The 21,041-nt window shown below is 61.0% G+C and carries 14 protein-coding genes; 8 read left to right on the plus strand and 6 right to left on the minus strand.

The genetic code is table 11. The features are described 5' to 3' along the window. Nucleotide 1: 1 nt before the first annotated feature. From CXQ93_RS08390 to CXQ93_RS08415, 6 genes are all read left to right on the plus strand, one after another. Nucleotides 2–706: a tyrosine-protein phosphatase gene (locus CXQ93_RS08390; protein ID WP_104109994.1), complete on the plus strand. Its 705-nt coding sequence runs from the start codon at nt 2–4 to the stop codon at nt 704–706. Nucleotides 707–745: 39 nt separating this feature from the next. Further along, nucleotides 746–1,429 (plus strand): peptidylprolyl isomerase, encoded by a 684-nt coding sequence (locus CXQ93_RS08395; protein ID WP_104109995.1) that lies wholly within the window; start codon nt 746–748, stop codon nt 1,427–1,429. An 84-nt stretch (nt 1,430–1,513) separates the two neighbouring features. Continuing rightward, nucleotides 1,514–1,945 carry a hypothetical protein gene (locus CXQ93_RS08400; protein WP_104109996.1) on the plus strand — a complete coding sequence of 144 codons (432 nt, stop codon included), beginning with the start codon at nt 1,514–1,516 and terminating at the stop codon, nt 1,943–1,945. Nucleotides 1,946–2,072: 127 nt separating this feature from the next. Continuing rightward, nucleotides 2,073–4,469 (plus strand): accessory Sec system translocase SecA2, encoded by a 2,397-nt coding sequence (gene secA2 / locus CXQ93_RS08405; protein ID WP_104109997.1) that lies wholly within the window; start codon nt 2,073–2,075, stop codon nt 4,467–4,469. Nucleotides 4,470–4,539: 70 nt separating this feature from the next. Continuing rightward, complete coding sequence (locus CXQ93_RS08410; RefSeq protein WP_104109998.1) at nt 4,540–5,103, plus strand: dihydrofolate reductase family protein; 564 nt, start codon at nt 4,540–4,542, stop codon at nt 5,101–5,103. A 102-nt stretch (nt 5,104–5,205) separates the two neighbouring features. Beyond that, nucleotides 5,206–7,677, plus strand: a complete 2,472-nt coding sequence (locus CXQ93_RS08415; protein ID WP_104109999.1) for a glycoside hydrolase N-terminal domain-containing protein — start codon at nt 5,206–5,208, stop codon at nt 7,675–7,677. An 87-nt stretch (nt 7,678–7,764) separates the two neighbouring features. On the opposite strand, the gene yicI is transcribed toward CXQ93_RS08415, so the two are convergent. Together yicI and CXQ93_RS08425 are read right to left on the minus strand one after the other, a co-directional pair. Continuing rightward, entirely contained in the window at nt 7,765–9,954 is a 2,190-nt protein-coding gene (yicI, locus tag CXQ93_RS08420) for an alpha-xylosidase (RefSeq protein ID WP_104110000.1), read from the minus strand. Further along, a complete protein-coding gene (locus tag CXQ93_RS08425) occupies nt 9,951–11,975 on the minus strand; it encodes a beta-galactosidase (RefSeq protein WP_258068768.1) in 2,025 nt (674 codons plus the stop codon). The genes yicI and CXQ93_RS08425 overlap by 4 nt, the downstream gene beginning before the upstream one ends. A gap of 184 nt (nt 11,976–12,159) precedes the next feature. Between CXQ93_RS08425 and CXQ93_RS08430 the strand changes: the two genes are divergently transcribed. Then, complete coding sequence (locus CXQ93_RS08430) at nt 12,160–13,170, plus strand: LacI family DNA-binding transcriptional regulator (RefSeq protein WP_104110001.1); 1,011 nt, start codon at nt 12,160–12,162, stop codon at nt 13,168–13,170. Nucleotides 13,171–13,271: 101 nt separating this feature from the next. Here the strand turns inward: CXQ93_RS08430 and CXQ93_RS08435 are convergent, their stop codons facing one another. From CXQ93_RS08435 to CXQ93_RS08445, 3 genes are read right to left on the minus strand one after another with little or no spacing between them, the layout of a single operon-like run. After that, on the minus strand, nt 13,272–14,216 hold the full coding sequence (locus CXQ93_RS08435; RefSeq protein WP_104110002.1) for a carbohydrate ABC transporter permease: 945 nt from the start codon (nt 14,214–14,216) through the stop codon (nt 13,272–13,274). After that, on the minus strand, nt 14,213–15,232 hold the full coding sequence (locus CXQ93_RS08440; RefSeq protein ID WP_104110003.1) for a sugar ABC transporter permease: 1,020 nt from the start codon (nt 15,230–15,232) through the stop codon (nt 14,213–14,215). Before CXQ93_RS08440 ends, CXQ93_RS08435 begins: the two co-directional genes overlap by 4 nt. A 14-nt stretch (nt 15,233–15,246) precedes the next feature. Continuing rightward, nucleotides 15,247–16,920 (minus strand): extracellular solute-binding protein, encoded by a 1,674-nt coding sequence (locus tag CXQ93_RS08445; RefSeq protein WP_104110004.1) that lies wholly within the window; start codon nt 16,918–16,920, stop codon nt 15,247–15,249. A 275-nt stretch (nt 16,921–17,195) separates the two neighbouring features. Between CXQ93_RS08445 and CXQ93_RS08450 the strand changes: the two genes are divergently transcribed. Beyond that, nucleotides 17,196–20,093 (plus strand): beta-glucosidase, encoded by a 2,898-nt coding sequence (locus tag CXQ93_RS08450; RefSeq protein ID WP_258068769.1) that lies wholly within the window; start codon nt 17,196–17,198, stop codon nt 20,091–20,093. Nucleotide 20,094: 1 nt separating this feature from the next. Here the strand turns inward: CXQ93_RS08450 and CXQ93_RS08455 are convergent, their stop codons facing one another. Next, complete coding sequence (locus tag CXQ93_RS08455; protein ID WP_258068770.1) at nt 20,095–20,943, minus strand: M50 family metallopeptidase; 849 nt, start codon at nt 20,941–20,943, stop codon at nt 20,095–20,097. Between the last annotated feature and the right edge of the window lie 98 nt (nt 20,944–21,041).

Below are 21,041 nucleotides of genomic sequence, written 5' to 3' on the forward strand. Positions count from 1 at the left end.
CATGGATGCGTCGCAGCCAGCCGCCCCGCAGTGGGAAGGTGCCGTCAATGCCCGCCCTCTCACCGGCGACATCTACCGGATGGGCCGCAGCGAGTGGCTCACCGAACACGGCTGGCAACAGCTCAGTGACGACGGCGTACGCACCGTCATCGATCTCCGGAACCCTGTCGAACGCAAGCGTAGGCCCACCGACCCGGTGGTGAGTGAGGCTGCGATGGTGGGGTTCGACGTCGTACATTCACCCACGGAAGACCCTGACGATCCCTCCTATCAGGAACTGTTCCTCCCCTACATGAACCATCCGCGGCTCTATACGGACATCGTGCGACTTTTCCCCCTACAGGTGGCCAGAGTCTTCAAGGAATTGGCGGCGGCGCGGGGGAAAGTGGTGATCCACTGTTCGGCAGGGCGGGATCGGACCGGGCTGATTGCCACCTTGCTGCTGACATTGCTGGGGCAGGAGGAGCGGGCCGTGCCCCAGGATGAATTGGCGGCGCGCGGCATCAACGAATGGCACCGAGTCTCGCCCGTGAAGCATCCCTATGAGCAGCATCTGTCTGAGGCGGAGTTGGCGGACGTGGTGAGGGGGCGTGGTCAAGCGTTGCAGGCATTCGCTGAAACCATGGATGTGCGGAATTTTCTGCTGAACAATGGGGTCAGCGCAGCCGAGATCGACGCCGTTATTGTGCGGTGCCGCTCGTCATGATGGCAAGGGGAGAGCCGGATCTCTTCTAGACTGATCCGCATGCATAAACCCCAAGCCGCAAAGTCTGCCGCCACGAACTCCACGAAAATGAAATTTCTCGTGATCGCCTTGATCGTTGCGATGGTCGCGGTTATTGGCGGAGGCACAGTGATGGGGCTGATGATGGGGGACAGTAGCGACGCGCAGACGCAGGCCGCCGCGGCTGCGCCGGCTCCTGCCGCGGCACAGAATCGCGAATGGAACGGCACCCTGGAGTTCAACGGGGTTGAGATGAGTGTGAGGCTCTTCGGCGATAAGGCCCCGCAGGCCGTGGCGTCGTTCCTGCACTTGGCGGACACGAACTTCTTTACCGGGACAAAGTGCCACAGGCTCACCACTGGCGGCTTCGATATCCTCCAGTGCGGCGATCCCACGGGCACCGGCGCCGGTGGTCCGGGTTACGAGTTTGGCCCCATTGAAAATGCGCCGACTGACAATCTCTACCCGCGCGGCACGCTCGCTATGGCGCGTACGACTGATCCCAATAGCAACGGCAGCCAGTTCTTCATTGTGTACGGCGACACGAGTATTGGGCGGGACGCGGCTGGCGGCTACACCGTTTTCGGCGAGATCACCGGCGGCCTTGACGCGGTGGAAAAGGTTGCCGCGCAGGGAACTTCCGACGGCGGTCAGGACGGGACACCTGTTGCTCCCGCTGTTCTGGGGGCTGCGAGCTTTAAGTAGCTTGCCGGTCATGCCCCTGCAATGTCAGGGCCTCCTCCTACACTCGGGACTAGCAAAGCGAACTCGAGTGGGGGGATGAGTTGCATGGCAGTTCCGCAAGACGCTCGTGACATGGTTATCTGCGTGCCGCCACGCCACTGGTTGATTCAGCCCGGGGACCCCGCTGCTCCAGCAGACCCTGGCGTGCCTGACCGGGAATGGAACGAGAACGAAACGCAGCAGCTTCTGGAGCTGTTCCGAGAGGGGCAGAGTCCGAGCGAGATAGGGGAGGCCCTGAGCGTTGCGGAACGGGACGTGGTGGTTCGGCTGCTGAGGATCCTGATGAACGCCCAGGGCAGGCTTGACGATGAATCATTGGCGTTCCGCTCCGGTGAGGCATACTCCCGTGACGATCAGATTCGCCTGCGCGCTATGTACGCTGACGGCTGTTCATTGATGGAAATTTCCCAGGCGCTGGGCCGTTCGCCGTTAGGTGCTGGCTGGAAACTCTTGTCCATGGGGCTGCCGGCTCGCTGACCGGCGAGATCTAGGGGATGACTGCAGGGGATTGCCGGGTTGGAGCGGCTATGGCACTTCTTGCCACGGCCCGGATACCTTGGAAATCGAGTACCTTGTAGATACCGGCAGGCTGCCTGAACTTCCAATGACTCGAGGAACTTTGCGTCTTCCCCAGAAATTCAAGAACTGGCTCTTCAACGCCCCTGGCGTTGCGGATACGGCAACACACAGCGGGCTGGTTACCCGGGCCGCAGCTCGGGCTGCCACCTTGACGGGGGAACAAGCCGAGGATCTCCTGCAGCAGCTCCCCGACAGTGCCACCTGGGGTGATGAGGAGCTGGAAAGCTACCTGGCCGTTGCCAAGGTTTTCGTCCAGAACAGCCTCGGCATGGCACTTTTTGACACGCAATTGCTGGCAGCCGCCACCATGGTGCGCGGCACCGTGGTGGAGTTGGACACCGGTGAAGGCAAAACCATGGTGGGCGCCTTGGTTGCCGGAGCCCATGCGCTCCGCGGACGCCGCGTGCACGTCCTGACTGTTAATGACTACCTGGCTCAGCGCGATGCCGCCTGGATGAAGCCCTTCTTCGAACAGCTTGGCGTTGAGGTGGCCTCGGTGACCGAGTCAATGGAACCGCAGGGCCGCCGGCAGGCCTATGAGGCAGACATTGTGTACGTTTCAGTCAACGAGCTGGGCTTCGATGTGTTGCGCGACCGCACGTGCACCGAGCCGGAGCAAACCACCTTGCAGCCTTTTGATGTGTGCATTGTGGATGAGATCGACTCCGTTCTAGTGGACGAGGCCACCCTTCCGCTGGTTTTGGCGGGCCGCGCGCGCAGCGAGCTGCAATCAGTGGATGTGGCGGACTTTGTCAAAGCGCTGCGCCCCGGAATCGACTTCATTATTGAAGCAGACAAGCGGAACGTTTCGCTCACCGACGCGGGGCTGGCCGAAGTGGAGGCGAGGTGGCCCGGCGTCGAACTTTATTCGACGGCAGGGACCCCATTGTTCTCTTCCATCAACACGGCGCTGCACGCCCAGGTCCTGCTGCATCGCGACGTTGACTACATTGTGCGCGACGGCAAGGCTGAGATTGTCTCCGATTCCCGTGGCCGGGTGGCTGCGTTGCAGCGCTGGCCCGATGGCCTGCAGGCGGCCGTGGAAACCAAGGAGGGGTTGCACACAACCGAGCAGGGAGAGGTTCTGGACCAGCTGTTGGTGCGGGATCTCATCAAGAGTTTTGCCACCGTCACGGGCATGAGCGGGACCGCCGTGGCCGTTGCGGAGTATCTGCGCACGCATTACGAGCTCGACGCCGGACGCGTGGACTCCCATGCGCCATGCATCCGTGCGGACCATCCCGAGAAAATTTACGCCACAGCTGCCCACCGCGATGCCGCAGTGGTTGAGGCAGTCCAAGGGGCTCACGCCACGGGACAGCCGGTGCTGCTGGGCACCCATGATGTGGCGACATCCGAGCGTTTCGCGTTGCTGTTGGAGGCTGCGGGCATCAAATGCCAAGTCCTCAATGCCCGCAACGACAGCCTCGAGGCGCAGGTCATTGCCCAGGCCGGGCGCCGGGGGAGCATTACTGTCTCCACACAGATGGCTGGCCGGGGCACCGACATTCTTTTGGGTGGGAGTCCTGCGGACCCTGCCGAGCACGCCGAGGTGGCCGTGCTGGGCGGGTTGCTGGTTATTATTGTGGGCCGTTTCTATTCGCCCCGACTAGATGCTCAGCTCCGCGGCCGGGCTGGACGGCAGGGCGATCCGGGGGCCAGTGTCATCTTCTCGAGTATGGAAGACCCGGCCGCCAATGGGCAGGAAACGCACGGCCTGGAACTTAGCAATACGGTGGCCCAAGACGCGGACAGCGACGGGCTGGTCACCCGGGCAGGTGTGTCCGCGCTGCTGGACAAGGCGCAACGGCTCGCCGAGGCCGAACGCTTCACCACACAGCAAAACTCGTGGAAGTACAACGAGCTGATCGCCTATCAGCGCAGGGTGGTGCTGGCGGACCGGGAGACGTTCCTTAGCGACCTGGATGCGGCGCTTTACGCGTTGGCGGAACGTGCCTACGGAGACGGCAACGGTGACGGTGACAGTGACAGTGACGGCAACGGTGACGGCGGCGACAGCGGCGACCGTCTGGACGAATTGCGCAGCGCACTCGGTGAAACGGAACTGGCTCGTGTGTGCAGGGCCGTGATGCTTTTTGAGCTCGACGCGCAATGGAGTGACCACTTGGCGCAACTCTCGGAGCAACGGGCCGCCATCCACTTGCGCGCGCTGGGCCGGCAGAACCCGTTGGATGAATTCCGCCGCGAGACCATCAGGACATTTGAAGGCTTCCTCGAAGACGCCCGCGCAACTGCGCTCGACACCGTGAAATCTCTTAAGGTCATTGATGGCCATGTAGACCTTGACGCCGCCGGCATTCGCAGCGGATCCGCCACATGGACCTACGTTGTGGATGAGAATCCGTTTGGAAATCAAACAGACCAAATTGTGAAATGGCTCCTGAAAAAGATGGGTAAATAGCTTTCCAGCCCCGCCCAATGCGCGAATACTGGTGAACAAAAGGGCAATATTCGCTAGGGAGACGGACGCCATGGGCAAGCTCATTTACGCAGCCATCACATCACTTGACGGCTACATCGAGGACAAAGTCGGCGGATTCGCGTGGGCCATGCCGGACGACGAGGTCCACAGCGCCGTCAACCGTCTGCAAGAGGATATTGGCACGTTCTTACTTGGGCGGCGCATGTTCCAAACCCTGCAGGTGTGGGAGGAGTTCTACGGGAAAACCGATCTCGCCAAGGTCATGCGGGATTACGCCACGCTGTGGCACGGAACGGACAAAGTGGTATTCACCAAAACCCTTGATGAGGTGTCCACGTCAAGGACCAGGATCGAACGCATTTTTGACCCCGAGACCATCCGTCGCATGAAGGCCGACGCCGATCATGACCTCTCCGTGGGTGGTGCCGAACTGGGTGCTACAGCGTTGCGCGCCGGGCTGGTCGATGAAATCCATCTCTTCATCTCCCCGGTCATGGTGGGCGGAGGGAAAGCAGCACTTCCTGAGATCAAGGAAACCCGGCTGGAACTGCTGGGACAGCAACACTTTGGCAACGGCGTCGTCCATTTGCATTACGGAGTGAGGAACGGATAGCAAAGGGCAAAATGACGCCCAGATTCACGCGTCACAAAGACCCGGTCGGCTGCACTTTAGGGAAGCATGGAGAGGAGTAAACCATCCTTTTAGAAAGCAGCTATGAGCCACCATCTTGACCGCAGTCCGCACCCCTTGACCACGGCGAAAGTGGCAGCTCAGCAGCTCTTGACGGAGTTACCGGCCGTCTCCCAAACAACTGACGCGCACACGCTGTTCTTCGATGCTCCGGCGCAGGAATTCACGCAGGCTCTGCCGCTGGGCAATGGCCGGCTCGGAGCCATGTGTTACGGAGGGGTGGGCGGCGGGCGGATCACGCTCAACGATTCCACGGCCTGGTCAGGTGGGCCCGGCAGCGAGGCGGCTAATACGCGCGGCCTCAAGGATGGTCCGGCCACTATTGCCAGGGCGCGGGAGGCAGTGGCAGCGGACCTTTTCGCCGTTGCCGAAACCGAATTGGGCAAGGTAGCCACGGCGCATACGCAAAGCTATTTGCCGTTTGCCGAGCTAGTGTTCGAGCTGGACTTTGGCTCCGGAGCGCAGACAGCGCAGACCGCCCAGCAGTACCGACGCACCCTGGATTTGCGCAGCGCCCTGCATGAACACAGTTACACGGTGGCTGGCCGGAGCATCACCGAGCAGGTTTACGTCTCGCCCGCGCATCAGGTGATGGTGGTGGAGCTCCGCGTGATGGGCGAACCTTTGCCTAAGGTCACGGCCGCCTTGGCCAGCCAACTGCGCATCACGGCAGCCACGTCGGATCCCGGGGCTGCCACCCTCGATCTGCAACTGCCCACGAACGCGGTTCCCGATTACGCCAACCCGCCCACCGGCGTCGAATATGACCAGCCCGGACGCGAGTCATTGCGCGGTGCCGTAGTAGCGCACTGGCAGCATGACGGCACGGAACTCTCGGGCGGAAAAGACCAGCACGACGCCGGGACGTTGGCTGCCGCTGGCGTCTCCCGTTTGCGCCTTGTGCTGGCCACCGCCACCAACTTTGTTGGCTCACACCTTCCCCTGGATCCTCACGTTGGTGCCCCGCTCGACCACGCTACCGACTTGGTCGAGGCCGCCTCGGCGTTGTCCTCCGCGGAACTTTTCCAGGCTCATAGCTCCAATCATCAGGAGCTGTACGAGCGGACCGAACTGGATTTGGGTAGCCCCACCGGTGATCTGGAACAGCCTACCGATGTCCGAATCCGTGAAACCCCTGCCGATCCCGCACTCGCCGCTCTCCTGTTCAACTACGGCCGGTACCTGCTCATCAGTAGCTCCCGCCCCGGCACCCTGGCCAGCACCTTGCAAGGCATCTGGAACGAGTCCATGCAACCGCCGTGGAGTTCCAACTTCACCATCAACATCAACACCCAGATGAACTATTGGGCCGCCGAGAGCGCTAATTTGGCCGAGTGCCATGAGCCGCTTTTTGACCTCCTCGAGTCCCTGTCGCAGAAAGGCCGGCACACAGCACGGACCGTGTATGGCCTCGATGGCTGGGTTGCCCACCACAACACGGATGCCTGGGCCTTCACCTCGCCTGTGGCTGGCGACGCCTCGTGGGGGTTCTGGCCCATGGGAGGTGCCTGGCTGGCCACCCACCTCGCCGAGCATGTGCGCCACGGCGGAAGCGAGCAGTTCGCCGCAGAACGGGCCTGGCCCATTATCAAGGGGGCCAGCGAATTCGCTTTGGGCTGGCTCGTTCCGCAAGCCGACGGCACCTTGGGCACATCCCCGTCCACGTCCCCGGAAAACCACTTCCAAACTGAGGATGGAACCATTGCCGCTGCTGGCCAGAGTTCCACGGCGGATCTGACCATCATCGCCAGGCTCTTCCGTGCGGCACTTGAGCTGGCGCCGGTTGGGGAGCCTTTGACGCCCCAGCTGGAGGCAGCGCTGGGGCGCTTGCCTCAGATTCCCGTGGCGCCGGATGGCACCATTTCAGAATGGGCACAGTCCTATGACCAGCCGGAACCCACGCACAGGCACGTCTCCCACCTCTACTTTGCCTACCCCGGCGAGACCGAGCTGACCCCGGATTTGGCCCAAGCAGTAGCCCGCACGCTGGACGCCCGTGGCGATGATTCCACCGGCTGGTCGCTGGCGTGGAAGCTGGCACTAAGGGCCCGGCTGAAGGACACCGCGGCCGTGGAACGGCTCTTGGCCCTCGTTTTCCGGACCGCGGGGGAGCAGCATAGCCCCCACGCAGGCGGGCTCTACCCCAACATGTTTGCCGCCCACCCGCCCTTCCAAATTGATGGCAATTTTGGTTTTGTGGCAGGTGTTGTGGAGTGTCTGGTGCAAAGCCATACCGGGCACATTGAGCTGCTGCCAGCGGTTCCGGCCCTGTGGCCAGAAGGATCGGTGCGGGGCCTAGTGGTGCGCCCGGGAATCGTCCTGGATCTGAGCTGGAGCACTGAAACGGGCGCCCCTACACTGCTCTCGGCCCGGCTGCGGGCTAAATCCAAGGCCACGGCCGGGCCGGCGAGCGTCTCCTGGGGTGAGCTCAGCGCCGCTGTGCATGTCAGTGACGAGGGCTGGACCGAGCTGTTCCCGGCAGATTTTTCCTCCTAAGACACAAATAAGCGGGGTGTGTCTGCCGTGAATTCCGGCAGTCACACCCCGCTGCTATTCAGGGAGTTACCGTGAGCCCATACGCGATTAGCGTTCGACGGCGGTGACTTGGCTTGCGCCGTCGACCTTGGTCACGGTGACATCAAAGAGCGCCGTTCCGCCGCTCTGAGTGGGGATCGAGACCACTGACCGCTGCCCCTCGGAGGGGGCAAATGCGATGAACTCAACCTCCTTGTTCCATGCGTATTCGGGCCGGTCATTGACGGTCCCCAAGGGGAGAACTGCTCCGGGGCGGACGTAGGTGGCGGCGCTCAGCACGGAGAACGTCTTGGTGTGCCACGCAGGTCCTTGCAGCTGATCGCCGGTTTCCAAATGCGTCCAGGTGCCTTCGGGCAGGTAGAACTGAACGCTGCCGCTGGCGTCCATCACAGGAGCTACCAACACGTCCGAGCCCAACATGTACTGCCGGTCCAGAGCCGCGCAACTCGGATCCCGCGGAAACTCCAAGAACATGGGCCGCATCATGGGCGTCCCTGCCGCATACGCCTCCTCGGCACTGGCCAAGAGGTAAGGCATGAGTCGCATTTTCAGGTTGGTGAAATGCCGGAGGACGTCGCTTGATTCTTCGTCCACCAGCCACGGCACTCGGTAAGAGTTGGAACCGTGCAACCTCGAATGGGAGGAAAGCAGGCCAAAAGCAATCCAGCGCTTGAAGATGTCCGGATCCGGGGTACCTTCAAAACCGCCAATATCGTGGCTCCAGAATCCGAAGCCTGAGGAGGCCAAAGACAAGCCACCTCGCAATGATTCGGACATGGCGGCGAACGTGGATTCGCAATCCCCGCCCCAATGAACAGGCAGCTTCTGCCCGCCAGCGGTGGCGGAGCGAGCAAACAGGACCGCCTCGCCGTGGCCCAGTTCCTTGGTCAGCAAGTCAAAGACTGTCTGGTTGTACAGCTGTGCGTAGTAGTTATGCATCCGTTCCGGGCAGGACCCATCATGCCAGCGCACAGTGGTGGGTATCCGCTCGCCAAAGTCGGTCTTGAAGGAATCCACGCCCTGACCCAGCAGGGTGCGGAGCTTTTCCTGGTACCAGCGGGCCGCCTCAGGATTGGTGAAGTCAACCAGCGCCATGCCGGCCTGCCACATATCCCACTGCCAGACGGAACCATCCGCATTCTTCACCAGATACCCCAGCTCCATGGCTTCCTTGAACAAGTAGGAACGCTGAGCAATATAGGGGTTGATCCACACGCAGACCTTCAAGCCACGATCGTGGAGACGCGCCAACATCCCCTCGGGGTCAGGGAAGGTGGCCGGGTCCCAAATGAAATCTGACCAGTGGAAGGCCCGCATCCAATGGCAATCAAAGTGGAACACGGACAGCGGCAGACCGCGCTTTTCCATGCCGTCAATGAACGACATGACGGTTTCTTCGTTGTAGTTGGTGGTGAAGGAGGTGGAGAGCCACAGCCCGTAGGACCACGCCGGGATGCGCGACGGGCGGCCGGTCAGCTCCGTGTAGCGGGCCAAAATGTCCTTGGGGGTGTCCCCATGAATCACAAAGTACTGCAGTTTCTGGCCTTCAACACTGAACTGCGTGCGGGAGACCACCTCGGAACCAACCTCGAAGGAGACCCGCTCCGGGTGGTTCACGAAAACGCCGTAGCCGTTGTTCGTCAGGTAGAACGGCACATTTTTGTAGGCGAGGTCGCTGGAGGTTCCGCCGTCTTCATTCCAGACGTCCACCGATTGGCCGTTCTTGACGAACGCACCAAACCGCTCGCCCAAACCATACACATTGGTCCCCACGCCCAAGGTGAGCTGCTCATGCACGTAGTTGTTTCCGGCAGCATCGGAAATCACGCCAATGCTCCTGGGCACGGAACTGGTGAGCACATGACCGCCGGCCATGAAATCAACGCCCCAGTCGCCGTCGGTCTTGATCCGTGCGCTCAAGGCACCAGAGGTATACACCGTCTGGTTTTCTTCGATGGAGATATTGACCTCGGGGTTGCCCTCCGTCACCTCAAAGTGCGGGCCCAGATCGAGAGCCCCTTGAAAATGCTCAATCGTCACGGAGATGACATCTTCTAGCGGGGAATCAAAAGTGATGGTCAGCTGCGGGCAGTTCAGCGCATCGCCACGAGCGTTGATGCGCTGGGTGGGAGCGAACACCTCGAGCTTGCTGCCGTCGGCAACAACCTCGGACACATCACGAGGGTTCAGCGCTGTGATCCCAGGGCGGTGCAGCCAATATCCGTCGGTGAATTTCATGAATAGACTCGATTCTTCTTTTGTGAAAGTACTTTTGCCCCATAAGGGGGAAGTGTGATGGTGGTGCTGGTGCCGAAGGTTCCGGGCAGTTCAACGGAGGAAAGGGTGGGGCCGTGATTGAGCAGGAACAGCTGGTCCCCGCGTTCCACAGCCTCAATATCGTCAGGCAGTCCCAGCGGCACCGGAACCTGAATACCGGCCGCGGCGACGGCGGACATAACAAGTGTTTCCAAGGCCTCGGCCGGAAGATCGGCACCCACGTACCAGGCCTCACCGGCACCCCACGGGTTCGCTGTAATGGCTGGTTTGCCGGCCAAGCGCCCCGCACCGAAATAGGCCAGGGTCCGCGTGTTGGGACCGTGAAGTTCCAGATCTTCGGACCAGATCGAGGCGTGGATGTCCTGCAGTTGGGTACCCGTCGAGGGGCTCGTGAAGACGAGCGGGACGGGCTTGTCCAAGGGCAGCCATTCCTCGCCGGAGACTCCTAGAACTTCAGCGAGAGCTCCCGGGAAACGGCCCGTGGCGAGTTTGGCTTCCTCATTGGCTACCGCGCTGAAGGGGCCCACCACCATGTGCCCGCCGTTGGAAACGTAGCGCTTCAACGCGGTGGCGGCCGGCTTGCCCAGAAGAAAGAGGTTCGGCAGTAGGACCAGGTCAAAGCGGTCCAAATCGGTGTCCGGATGAACCACTTCAACTGACAAGCCGTGCCGCAATAGCGGCCGGTAGTAGGCTAGCAACTGCTCCATGACCTGCAACTTTTCAGAGGGGCGTGCCGCAGATTCGGCAGCCCACCAACTGGACCAGTCGAACAGGATCGCAATCCGGGTTTGGCTCGGCGTCCCCGCCAGGGCGCCGAGCTGGGCCATGTAGGCGCCAAGGGCTGCCGCTTCGCGGAAAACGCGAGTTTTGCTGCCGGCCAGTGGGACAACAGCTGAATGGAACCGTTCGGCACCAAAAGAGGATTGCCGGAACTGGAAGAAGCACACACCATCGGCCCCACGGGCCACGGCTGAGAGCGCATCCACTTGCAAGGCCCCTGGCTCCTTGGCCACATTGTGCCCGCGCCAATTCACTGCTGAGGTAGCTGATTCCATCAACAACCACGGCTTGCCACCGCTGAGACCACGGCACAGGTCATGGGTCAACGCGCCCAGTTGCCACGACTGCGGATCGCCTGGATCCGTGTACCAGTCATTGGCAACAAAGTCCGTCTCGCGCGCCAAGGAGTTGTAGTCCATGCCTGAGAAGAAGCCCATCATGTTGGTGGTGATGGGATGGGTGGTGTCGTACCGCGAGATGATGTCCCGTTCCGCCTGAAACAAGGAGACAAGCTGATCCGAGGTAAACCGCTTGAAGTCCAGTTCCTGCCCGGGGTTTCCAATGTAGGGGGCGCTGCGCGGAGGCAGAATCTCTTCCCACGTTGAATACTGCTGGGACCAAAACGTGGTTCCCCACGCATCATTGAGCCGCTCCAAGGTCACGTACTTGCCCATCAACCATTCACGGAATGCGCAGGCGCTCTCGTCATCAAAACTAATCTGACCCAACTCGTTACCCACATGCCACATGGCCAGGGCCGGATGCTGGGCGTAGCGTTCGGCAATTTTAGCCGTAATGGTTGCGGCCGCTGCGCGGTACTTGGGAGAAGAAGGATTGAACTGGTTGCGGGAGCCGTACCAAAGAGTGTGGCCCGAGGCATCGGTGGGCAGTGTTTGCGGGTACAGCTTCCCCAGCCAGGGTGGCGGGGATGCTGTGGGGGTAGCGAGGCTGACCCGGATGCCGCCCGCGTGGAGCAGATCCAGCACCTCATCGAGCCAAGCAAAGTTCCACTGGCCCTCTTCAGGCTCAAGTTGAGCCCAGCTGAACACCCCCACAGTGACGAGATTGATCCCGGCTTCCTTCATGAGCGCAACATCAGTTGGCCAGCTTGCCTTCGGCCACTGCTCCGGGTTGTAGTCGGCACCAAAGATGAGTCCTTCACCCGGCATGGACGAGGCCAGTCCAAGTTGCTGCCTGTTCATGAATTTCCTTCCAAATTGGATCGGTTCAATCGAATGTGATGATCTGAATTTCGATAAATTGTGTGCATTAGGGACGAATTGGTTTAAATAGATGCTTATAAACAGGTACCGTTTGGTATCGAAGCGCTTCGCTTAAATTAACGGCTACTGTGATGAAGTTTGCGGTTGTGAAAAGGAGAGTTGCATGGCCACCATGAACGATGTCGCCCGGGCGGCCGGAGTGTCCACCAGCACGGTGTCATATGTGCTCAGTGGTAAGCGGACCATCTCCCCTGATACTCGGGCCGAGGTGCTGGCCGCCATTGAAAAACTTGGCTATAGCCCCCACGCTGGCGCTCGCGCGCTGGCGTCCAACCGGTCCAACGTTCTGGGCCTCATGGTTCCTTTGCGTGAAGACGTCAACGTCAGCGTCGTCATGCAGTTTGTTTCCGCCGTGGTCACCACAGCCCGAACCTTCGAACAAGACGTGCTGTTGCTGACCCAGGATGACACTGACGGGATTGCCCGGGTGATGTCCCAGTCCATTGTGGACGGCATGATCATGATGGACATTGAAGCCAAAGATCCGAGGGTGCCGCTGCTTGCCAAAATGCGGAAGCCGGCGGTCCTGATTGGACTGCCCGACGACGCCCAAGGACTCAGTTGCGTAGATTTCGACTTCGCCGCGGCATCCCGAGTGTCCGTCCGCCACTTGGTGGACCTGGGCCATCGGCGTGTGGCGCTGATTGGCTCCCCGCAGGCATCGCTGGAACGCCACGCCACGTACGCGGACAGGGTGCGTAACGGTTTCGAAGCTGCCGCCAGCGCAGCCAACGTGGACTTTGCCAGCCGAGCGTGTGAACCCACGGCGGCCGCCCTGGCGCACGCGCTGCAAGATCTGGTCACGGGAGTCGATGCGGCCACCGGGCTGGTGGTGCACAACGAATTCCTGCTCCCGATGCTGCGCGACACCCTGAGCGAGATGGGTCTGAGCGTCCCGGCGGATATCTCCGTGGTTGCTATCGCCCCCACCGACGTTGCCCTGGCCAGTACGGCTCCATGGACAGCCGTCAGTATCCCCGCTCATGACATTGGCCGGACCGCCGTAGAAATGGTCATGGAACGGATGCACACCGAAAAGCCTGCGGAGGTGCGGCTCATTGTTCCGAGCCTGGTGCAGCGCGTCACCACCTCGCCGGCCAAGGCCAGCGTCTAGAGCGACGGCGCCAAGGTAGGCGCCTAGGCCAGAGAGGCCTGGTTCGGTGGGTTTCGGAGCCAACAGCTTCCGGACCCCACCGAGGTGGCTGGGTGTGAACATTACCCCTTCACCGCACCAATCATGACGCCCTTGGTGAAGTGCTTTTGCACAAACGGGTAGACGAACAGGATCGGCACCATGGCCACCACAATCACTGCCATCTGCAAGGCCAGTGACGCCGCAACGCCCTGCCCCACGGCGATCTGACCAGGCACGGAAACGCCCTGCAGAACATAGGAACGTAGCACCACCTGGAGCGGATTCTTTGAGCTGTCATTGATGTACAAGATGGCATTGAAGAACGCATTCCAGTAGCCAACGCCGTAGAACAGTGCAATAACGGCTGTGACGGCCTTGGACATGGGCATGACAATTTGGCCCAGGATGCGCCATTCACTGGCACCATCAATCCGGGCACTGTCAAGGATGCCCTGATCGATGCCCATGAAGAAACCGCGCAAGATGATGATGTTGAAAACGGAGATACAGCTGGGCAGGATAAGCGCTGCATAACTGTCGATCATTCCCAATCCGGAGACAAGCAGGTAGGACGGGATCATGCCTGCTGCGAAGAACATGGTGATCAGCAGCACGAACAAAAGCGGCGTGTGGGCCAGTGTTCCGGGACGGGACAGGCCGTAGGCGCAGAGTACCGAGACCACCAAGCTAAGGACGGTACCTACTGCCGTAATGCCAACGCTGACCATGATGGCCCGCGTGACTACGCCGCCTGTGAAGATCTGCCGGTACGCATCCCAGCTGATCTCACCTGGGATAAGGACCAAACCGCCGGCATTGGTGATGGTGGACTGGGTGGAGATGCTGGTCAACACAATGGTGTAGAGCGGTAGCAGAACGGCGAGAACAACAATGATCAGGGTTGCCGACTTTGCCGCCTTGATGGCCTTGGACGGTTCCTCTTCCCAGGCTGCCCGGGTGGGCGCCTCGCTACCGGGCCACCGGAGTCCGCCGGTTTTTTTGGGTAATTTTTCGATGGTGGTCATTTTTTGGAGTACACCCCTGCTTCGCCGAATAGGTGGGCAACTTTATTGGCCCCGAGGATCAATGCCAGTGACACCACGCCCTTGATGAGCCCGGCGGCTGCGGCATAACTCCAGTCACCGTTTTGAACACCTGTGAAGTAGACAAAGGTGTCGAGTACTTCCGAGGCGCCGGCACCTACAGCATCACGCTGCAAGATCAGCTGTTCGAAGCCCACCGACAAGGAATCGCCAAGACGCAGGATCAGTAGCAGGATGATGACCGGGCGCAAGCCGGGCAAGGTGACATGCCACATGCGTTTCCACCTGCCGGCACCGTCCACGGCTGCTGCCTCATACTGAGACGGGTCAATGGCGTTCAGCGCTGCCAGGAACACGATCATGCCCCAGCCGGCGTCCTTCCAAATGGACTGGGAGGTGATCAGGAACAAGAAGGTGTCAGGGTTGGTCATGATGTCCATGCCCTGCCAGCCGTTGGCTAGCAGCTGCTGGTTCAACAGCCCCGCGCCACCGAGAATCTGCTGGAAGACTGCAACAACTAGAACCCAGGAGAAGAAGTGTGGCAGGTAAACAATGGCCTGAATCGTGGCCCGTAGCGCCGGGCGAACCAGGGAATTGAGCAGGATGGCCAGGATGATCGGGATAGGGAAGAAGAAGATCAGCTGGAAGGCCGTAATGACCAGGGTGTTTTTGACAGCCACCCAGAAATTGGCGTCACTGAGCACCCTGGCAAAGTTGTCCAGGCCCACCCAGGGGCTATTGGCAATGCCAACGAAAGGTGAGTAATCCTGAAATGCCACAATATTGCCCATGATGGGCACATAGGCGAACAGTCCCAGCAATAGAACTGCCGGGAGGGTCATGAAGATGAGGGACTTGTCGCGGCGGAAGCGTGCCTTCAGACCGAGGCCAATGCGAACCTCGGGCTTGTCCTTACCGCGACGCGTCTTGGGGCCGGAGCCCCCGGAAGCAGCGGCTTCCGGGGCGGCATCGCCAACTTTTGTCAGTGTGGTTGTCATGGGTGGCTGCCGGCTCACGCTGTCAAGAAACCGGTGTAGAACTCACGGAGCTCATCGCCACCGTTCTTCTTCCACGTGGCAAGTTCGGTGTCCAGATCGCTGATCTTCTTGCGGCCGCGGGCAATATCCATGGCCAGATCGTCGAACGGCTTGTTCAGTGAACCGAACTTGTTCGGCTCCTCGATCTGAAGGCCGAAGAACTGCTCTTCAACAACGAACGGGGCCTGGCGGGCTTCCCACTCGCTGGCCGTCTTGACGTAGCCGGGGTACTGGACCTTGGAATTAACCACTGGCGGGCTGACCAGGAACGAGTAGGTGCTGGTGACCTCGGCAAGGCCCTTTTCAGTAGACTGCGGGATGTTCTGACTGTCCTTGGTGAAGTGCACACCCTCGACGCCGTAGTTGATGAGCTGGTTTTCCTCGGTGCCAAACGGGGCGGCAAAATAGTTGGCGAGGGCGAGCAGTTCCTCGATCTTGGCCTTGTCGCTGTTCTTTTTGATGAAGCTGAAGATGCTGGCCGGTGAGCCGCGGAACAAGGTGGGGTCACCGCCGTCGGCCGCAAAGAAGTCCATGGGAACCATGTCGTACTTCGGGTTGGTGGGGAGCATACGCGCCAGGGATTCGTGCCAGCTGCCGAGTCCGTCAGTGGCCATGAGTGAGGCGCCTGATTCAAAACGGGCCTTGGACTGCTGCAGGTTCCCGGCGACAGCATCGGGGTGCACGGCTCCGGAGGCAAAGAGTTTCGCGATCCATTCCAAGGCGGCGCGGTACTCATCCGTCTCCACCTTGTTCTGGAGAGCGCCGTCAACGAGCTTCCATTTCGGCGCAACGCCGAACATGATCTGTGCGCCGTTCCAAACATCCTCGGAGCCCCAGCGCTTCTTAGCTGGGTTGGTCAGTTCCTTGGCAATGGCGAGGTATTCATCGGCGCTCTTGGGGGCCTCGAGGCCGAGCTCGGTGAAGATGTCCTTACGGTAGAAAATGGCATCCGTTATAAGGGTGCTGGGGTAGGGCAGGCCGTAGAGGCCGCCCGCAAAGGCACTGAACTTCCAGGCCGCGGTGGGCAGGTTGGCCAGGTTCGGGTATTTCTCGATCTTGTCGCCGGATAGGTACGGGGCGAGGTCCTCGAAGACGCTGGTGACTGCCTGACCGAAGCGCGGGGGCAGGTTCCAGGAGGGGATGACAACCCAGTCCGGCACATCCTTGGGGGAAGCCAGAACTGTCTGGATCTTATCGCCGTAGGTATTGCCGTCATTGACCTGGAAATCAACAGTGGCGCCAATGGCCTTGTTGACGGCCTGGTAGTAGCTGTTGTTGGCAAGAGCCGGCGGGACTGTCCACCACGCCGGGGTCATGGCCTTGTATTTGCCGCCCTTGCCGGGCACCTCGGTGACGGACTTGACCAGTGTTTCTGGAATACTGATGAAACCGGGAGTTGAGCCGTTGACGCTGGCAATATCCGGGGTGACCAGATCGATGGGGACGTAGCTGGGGACGAGTTTCGCCACTGAATCAGCCAAGCCCAGGGACGATGTCACTTGGGCCTTGCTCGAGCCGTTTCCGCAAGCCGTCAGAACGCCTGCCGTGCTCAGTGCAACCGCGGAGATGCCGACGAGACCCAGAAAGGACCGGCGATTCAGGCCATTGGTCCCTAGCGGGGAAGTAGTCGCTTGGCGATTTTTCCTCATAGTGTGTCACTCCTTTGTGATGGCATATGCCATTGATTGATTCGTTGTGGCGCCGTTCCCACGTGAGTTCCATGGGGTTTTAGCGCTCGAAGCAAGCGAGGGAAATCTGTTGAAATAGTGTCGATGCGCTTCGATTAAATCGATTCTAGGTTAGGTGACACCCGTCACGCAACATTGAGTTTTCGGCTGTAATTATATGAAAAAGTGATGTAACAATAGAACCCAATCCCTTGCGCAAGCGTTTAAACATAAAACACCTTTCCGGAGAAACCACCATGACTCAACCCGTCGCCATGACCACTCCTGCTCCCGAGCTCGCCAGTACCGAGCCAGCCGGCCATGAGCCCGCCAATAATGTGCAGCCCGGCAACAGCCCCGAGCAGTTATTGGCGCAGTTGAGTCCTGCGGAGAAGGTGGCCATGTTGCACCAGCATTCACCGGGCGTTCAGCGGCTGGGGATCGCCGCCTATCAGACAGGCACTGAGGGTGCCCATGGGGTTGCCTGGTTGGGGAAGGCCACTGTTTTTCCGCAGCCGGTGGGTTTGGCTGCCACATGGGATGAGGATCTACTCCAGCGCGTTGGGGATGCTGTGGGACGTGAGGTCCGGGCCAAGCGCCAGGAAAACCCCTCGATCAGCCTCAACGTGTGGGCGCCCGTGGTCAACCCTTTGCGGCATCCGCTGTGGGGCAGGAACGAGGAGGGATTCTCCGAAGATCCCGTCCTGACGGGCCAGCTTGCCGGGGCCTTCTGCCATGGCCTGCGCGGAAATGACCCGGCCCGTTGGCAAACAGTGCCAACGCTGAAGCACTTCCTGGGCTACAACAACGAGGTTGATCGCAACGTCTCCTCCTCGCAGCTGCGGGCCAGAGTCCTGCACGAATACGAGTTGCCCGCCTACAGCACACCCATCGCAGGAGGCGCAGTGGGCGCCGTCATGCTTTCCTACAATCTGGTCAATGGCATGCCCGCCCATGTTTCCGATCTAGTGGCGGAGCACTTGCGCCAGTGGCCCGGGGGAGCGGATCTGGCGATTGTGACTGACGCTGGGGCGCCCACGAGCCTGTACAAGGCCGAGAAATATTTCCCCGATGCCCCCGCAGCCTATGCCGCGGCGCTGTTGGCCGGCGTGGATAATTTCACCGACGACGGCGACGATTCAGCACCCTCTAGTGCCCACCTGGAAGCGGCTCTGGAGCGCGGGCTGATCACCATGGACGACGTCGATGCGAGCGTTTTGCGCATGCTGCGCCTCCGTGCGGCAACGGGTGAGTTCGGCGAGGAGATTCACGCAGCGCAGTCGGGTGCCGACGTGGCTGAGCAGGCGGGGGCCCACCGGGCTCTGGCTCGTGAAGCAGCTGCAAAATCTGTGGTGCTGCTGGCCAATAATGCCATTCCTACTGCCGCGGAAGGCTCGACGGCGGCCCCCCTCCTGCCGCTGCCGGAAGACCCTGGACCGGTGGCAGTCATCGGTGCTTTGGGGACCCACGTCCTGACAGATTGGTACAGCGGAACGCCGGAATATGAGCTCAGTGTAGCCGTTGGTTTAGGTGAAATTTACCCGAGCGTTCAAACGGTGGGCGGACACGATGTGGTTGCCCTGCGCAGCATTCGGACAGGCCGTTACCTCGGCACTGCTGCCGAGAATGAATCCCTTGCGGCAAGCTCCGCCACCGCCGGAGCCGATCAGCTCTTTGAATTACAGGATTGGGGTGGCGGGGAAGTCACCTTGCGGGCCCGGGGCAACTCGCGCCTGCTGGCGGCTGGGAATGACGGTTACCTTTACCCCAGCGCCACACGGGTGGGCGGCTGGATTGTGCAGGAGACCTTCCGCCTCCATCGGGACAGCGACGGCAGTGTCCGGCTGCAACACGTGGGCACCGGCAAGTGGGTCCACATTGAGGCGCACACAGGCAGCGCCCTGCTCGTGGCTGGCGATATCGAGGTGGCCGACCGCTTCACGCTCCGCATCCAGGAGAACGGTTTGGAAGCAGTGGCGGCAGCCGCTGCCCAGGCGAGTGTGGCCGTCGTCGTTGTTGGCAATGATCCGCACTTGGGCGGACGGGAGACGCTGGATCGCAGCACCCTGGAATTGTCGCAGCGCGATCAGGAAATGGTCAGGGTAGCGAGGGAGGCGAATCCCAACACCGTGCTGGTGATTGTTTCCTCTTACCCCTATGCCTTGGGTGACTTGGCGGATACGCCGGCCATTGTGTGGACCTCGCATGCCGGTCAGGAGCTGGGGCATGGCGTAGCGGACGTGCTGTCCGGAACCGTGGAACCCTATGGCCGACTGCCGCAAACGTGGTTTGCCCACGATGACGATCTGCCAGATATTTTGGACTACGACATCATTTCAGGTGGCGGAACCTACCAGTACTCGCGCGCCGAACCCTTGTATCCCATGGGTCACGGGCTCGGCTATTCAACGGTGAAGTACAGCGATTTCTTGGTGACAGACCACGGCGATGCCTGGCTGGAAGCATCGCTGACTGTACGCAACACCGGCGACCGTGAACTGGCAGAGCTGGTGCAGATTTATGCGGCAGCGCCGGATCACCGCTTCGAATTCCCGCGCCGGCTGCTGCTTGGTCATGCCCGAGTCATGCTGGCCGCCGGCGAAGAGCGGGTGGTCAAGGTGGCCATTGCTCGCGAGCGGTTGGCCACGTTCAGCGTCACATCCTTGGCGATGCTGACCGAGCCGGGGGAGTACATTTTCCTCGCTGGACGGTCGGCGCAGGACCTGCCGCTGTCAGCTAGTTTGGTGTTGACAGGGGCGGGCAGTTGCGACCGGGAGCCCGGGGACACCGTCCGTGCCGAGCACTTCGATGCTGCGCACGGGCTGGAATTGGTGCCGGAAACGCACCTCGCTGGCACGGCAATCACGGTTGCGTCGGGGCATCGTTCAGCGTTGGCCTATTACAAGAACTGGTCCGCGTTGCCTGCTGGGCCGGGTGAGCTGCGGGTGCTCGACGGCGGCAGTGGAGGGGTCAGTTTTGAACGCGCCGGAGCTGCCGGGACATGGTTGCCGTGGCTGACGGTGGAGGTGCCTCTAGGCTCCGGCGGGGTTATCAACTTTGATCTCCCAACGGTGGTCAACGGTCTGCCTGCCGATCTTCGGGTAGGGATCTCCGGGGACGTGACGCTGGTGGCGTTGCGTCTGGGCAAGCACTAGATCAGCGGGCCAGCATGCCCCACACAAAATAGGCCGAAGATGCGCCGGAGGCGCCGATGACCAGGGCAAAGCCGGCGAGCCAGAGGACGGACGGGACACCGGTTGACTGCGCCAGCAGGTAGGCATCAGAACTGGTGAGTTGGTTGCGGCGGCGAGTGTGGACCGCCGCGACCTTGAAGAAGTCGCGAACCGAGCCGACGGCCAAGGCGATCCCCAAGGTCAAAATCGCCCAGCTGACAGTTTGCGGGGTGGCGAACATGACCAGGGCCTGCGCCACCGCCGCGCTCAGCAGGGCCACCACGATCCCGGTGAAGTTCCGCAGGAATATCAAAGCCAACAGCAGGATCAAGGCGCCGATGGATGCTGCTGCACCTGCCCATCCTGCCGACACTGACCAGACAAGTGCCAGCCCCACGATGGCAGGTGCTGGGTAGCCCCAAAAGCCGGACCATGTGGCGCTGAAACCGCGCCGGCCGCTGCTGACCAGCTGGCCGGAATGGTCCAGCCCAATCTTCAGGCCATGCACCACACGGCCTGTCATGAGCGCAGCAAAGGCATGGCCGAGCTCGTGCACAAACGTCACGTATAGCCCAAACCAGCGCCACGTTACGCGCGGGATGCTCAGCACAACGGCCGCGCCAATGATGGCGAGCAAGATGCCCAGGGGGACACTGAGCGGATCGGTGCGGGTGAAGCCGTTGGCAATGGCAGCCCACCAGTTCGCGGCGGTATTTCCCAGTTCTCCGGCGGCATTAGTCATTCCAGCAGAGTAGACGATGAAGCTGGCAGCACAGGCATCGGGCTGGCGGGCGAAGATCCGGCCCGGGCCACCGCGGGGCGGCTGCAACATGGTTTTTTAGTGGTCTCGGGGAAATAGGCCCGGTGATGGAGCGTCCGTGAAAAATGCCCCAAAGGTGATGACGCGTCGGTGAAAAACTCCCCATATAT

Source organism: Arthrobacter sp. N199823, from assembly GCF_002929705.1.
GTDB lineage: Bacteria > Actinomycetota > Actinomycetes > Actinomycetales > Micrococcaceae > Specibacter.

What these genes read in the sequence shown, in the direction of transcription:
- CXQ93_RS08455 (WP_258068770.1), bottom strand. Translation starts at nt 20,943, where the DNA reads ATGTTGCAGCCGCCCCGCGGTGGCCCGGGCCGGATCTTCGCCCGCCAG.
- CXQ93_RS08435 (WP_104110002.1), bottom strand. Translation starts at nt 14,216, where the DNA reads ATGACCACCATCGAAAAATTACCCAAAAAAACCGGCGGACTCCGGTGG.
- CXQ93_RS08410 (WP_104109998.1), top strand. Translation starts at nt 4,540, where the DNA reads ATGGGCAAGCTCATTTACGCAGCCATCACATCACTTGACGGCTACATC.
- CXQ93_RS08445 (WP_104110004.1), bottom strand. Translation starts at nt 16,920, where the DNA reads ATGAGGAAAAATCGCCAAGCGACTACTTCCCCGCTAGGGACCAATGGC.
- CXQ93_RS08430 (WP_104110001.1), top strand. Translation starts at nt 12,160, where the DNA reads ATGGCCACCATGAACGATGTCGCCCGGGCGGCCGGAGTGTCCACCAGC.
- CXQ93_RS08390 (WP_104109994.1), top strand. Translation starts at nt 2, where the DNA reads ATGGATGCGTCGCAGCCAGCCGCCCCGCAGTGGGAAGGTGCCGTCAAT.
- CXQ93_RS08400 (WP_104109996.1), top strand. Translation starts at nt 1,514, where the DNA reads ATGGCAGTTCCGCAAGACGCTCGTGACATGGTTATCTGCGTGCCGCCA.
- CXQ93_RS08440 (WP_104110003.1), bottom strand. Translation starts at nt 15,232, where the DNA reads ATGACAACCACACTGACAAAAGTTGGCGATGCCGCCCCGGAAGCCGCT.
- CXQ93_RS08415 (WP_104109999.1), top strand. Translation starts at nt 5,206, where the DNA reads ATGAGCCACCATCTTGACCGCAGTCCGCACCCCTTGACCACGGCGAAA.
- secA2 (WP_104109997.1), top strand. Translation starts at nt 2,073, where the DNA reads ATGACTCGAGGAACTTTGCGTCTTCCCCAGAAATTCAAGAACTGGCTC.
- CXQ93_RS08450 (WP_258068769.1), top strand. Translation starts at nt 17,196, where the DNA reads ATGACTCAACCCGTCGCCATGACCACTCCTGCTCCCGAGCTCGCCAGT.
- CXQ93_RS08425 (WP_258068768.1), bottom strand. Translation starts at nt 11,975, where the DNA reads ATGAACAGGCAGCAACTTGGACTGGCCTCGTCCATGCCGGGTGAAGGA.
- yicI (WP_104110000.1), bottom strand. Translation starts at nt 9,954, where the DNA reads ATGAAATTCACCGACGGATATTGGCTGCACCGCCCTGGGATCACAGCG.
- CXQ93_RS08395 (WP_104109995.1), top strand. Translation starts at nt 746, where the DNA reads ATGCATAAACCCCAAGCCGCAAAGTCTGCCGCCACGAACTCCACGAAA.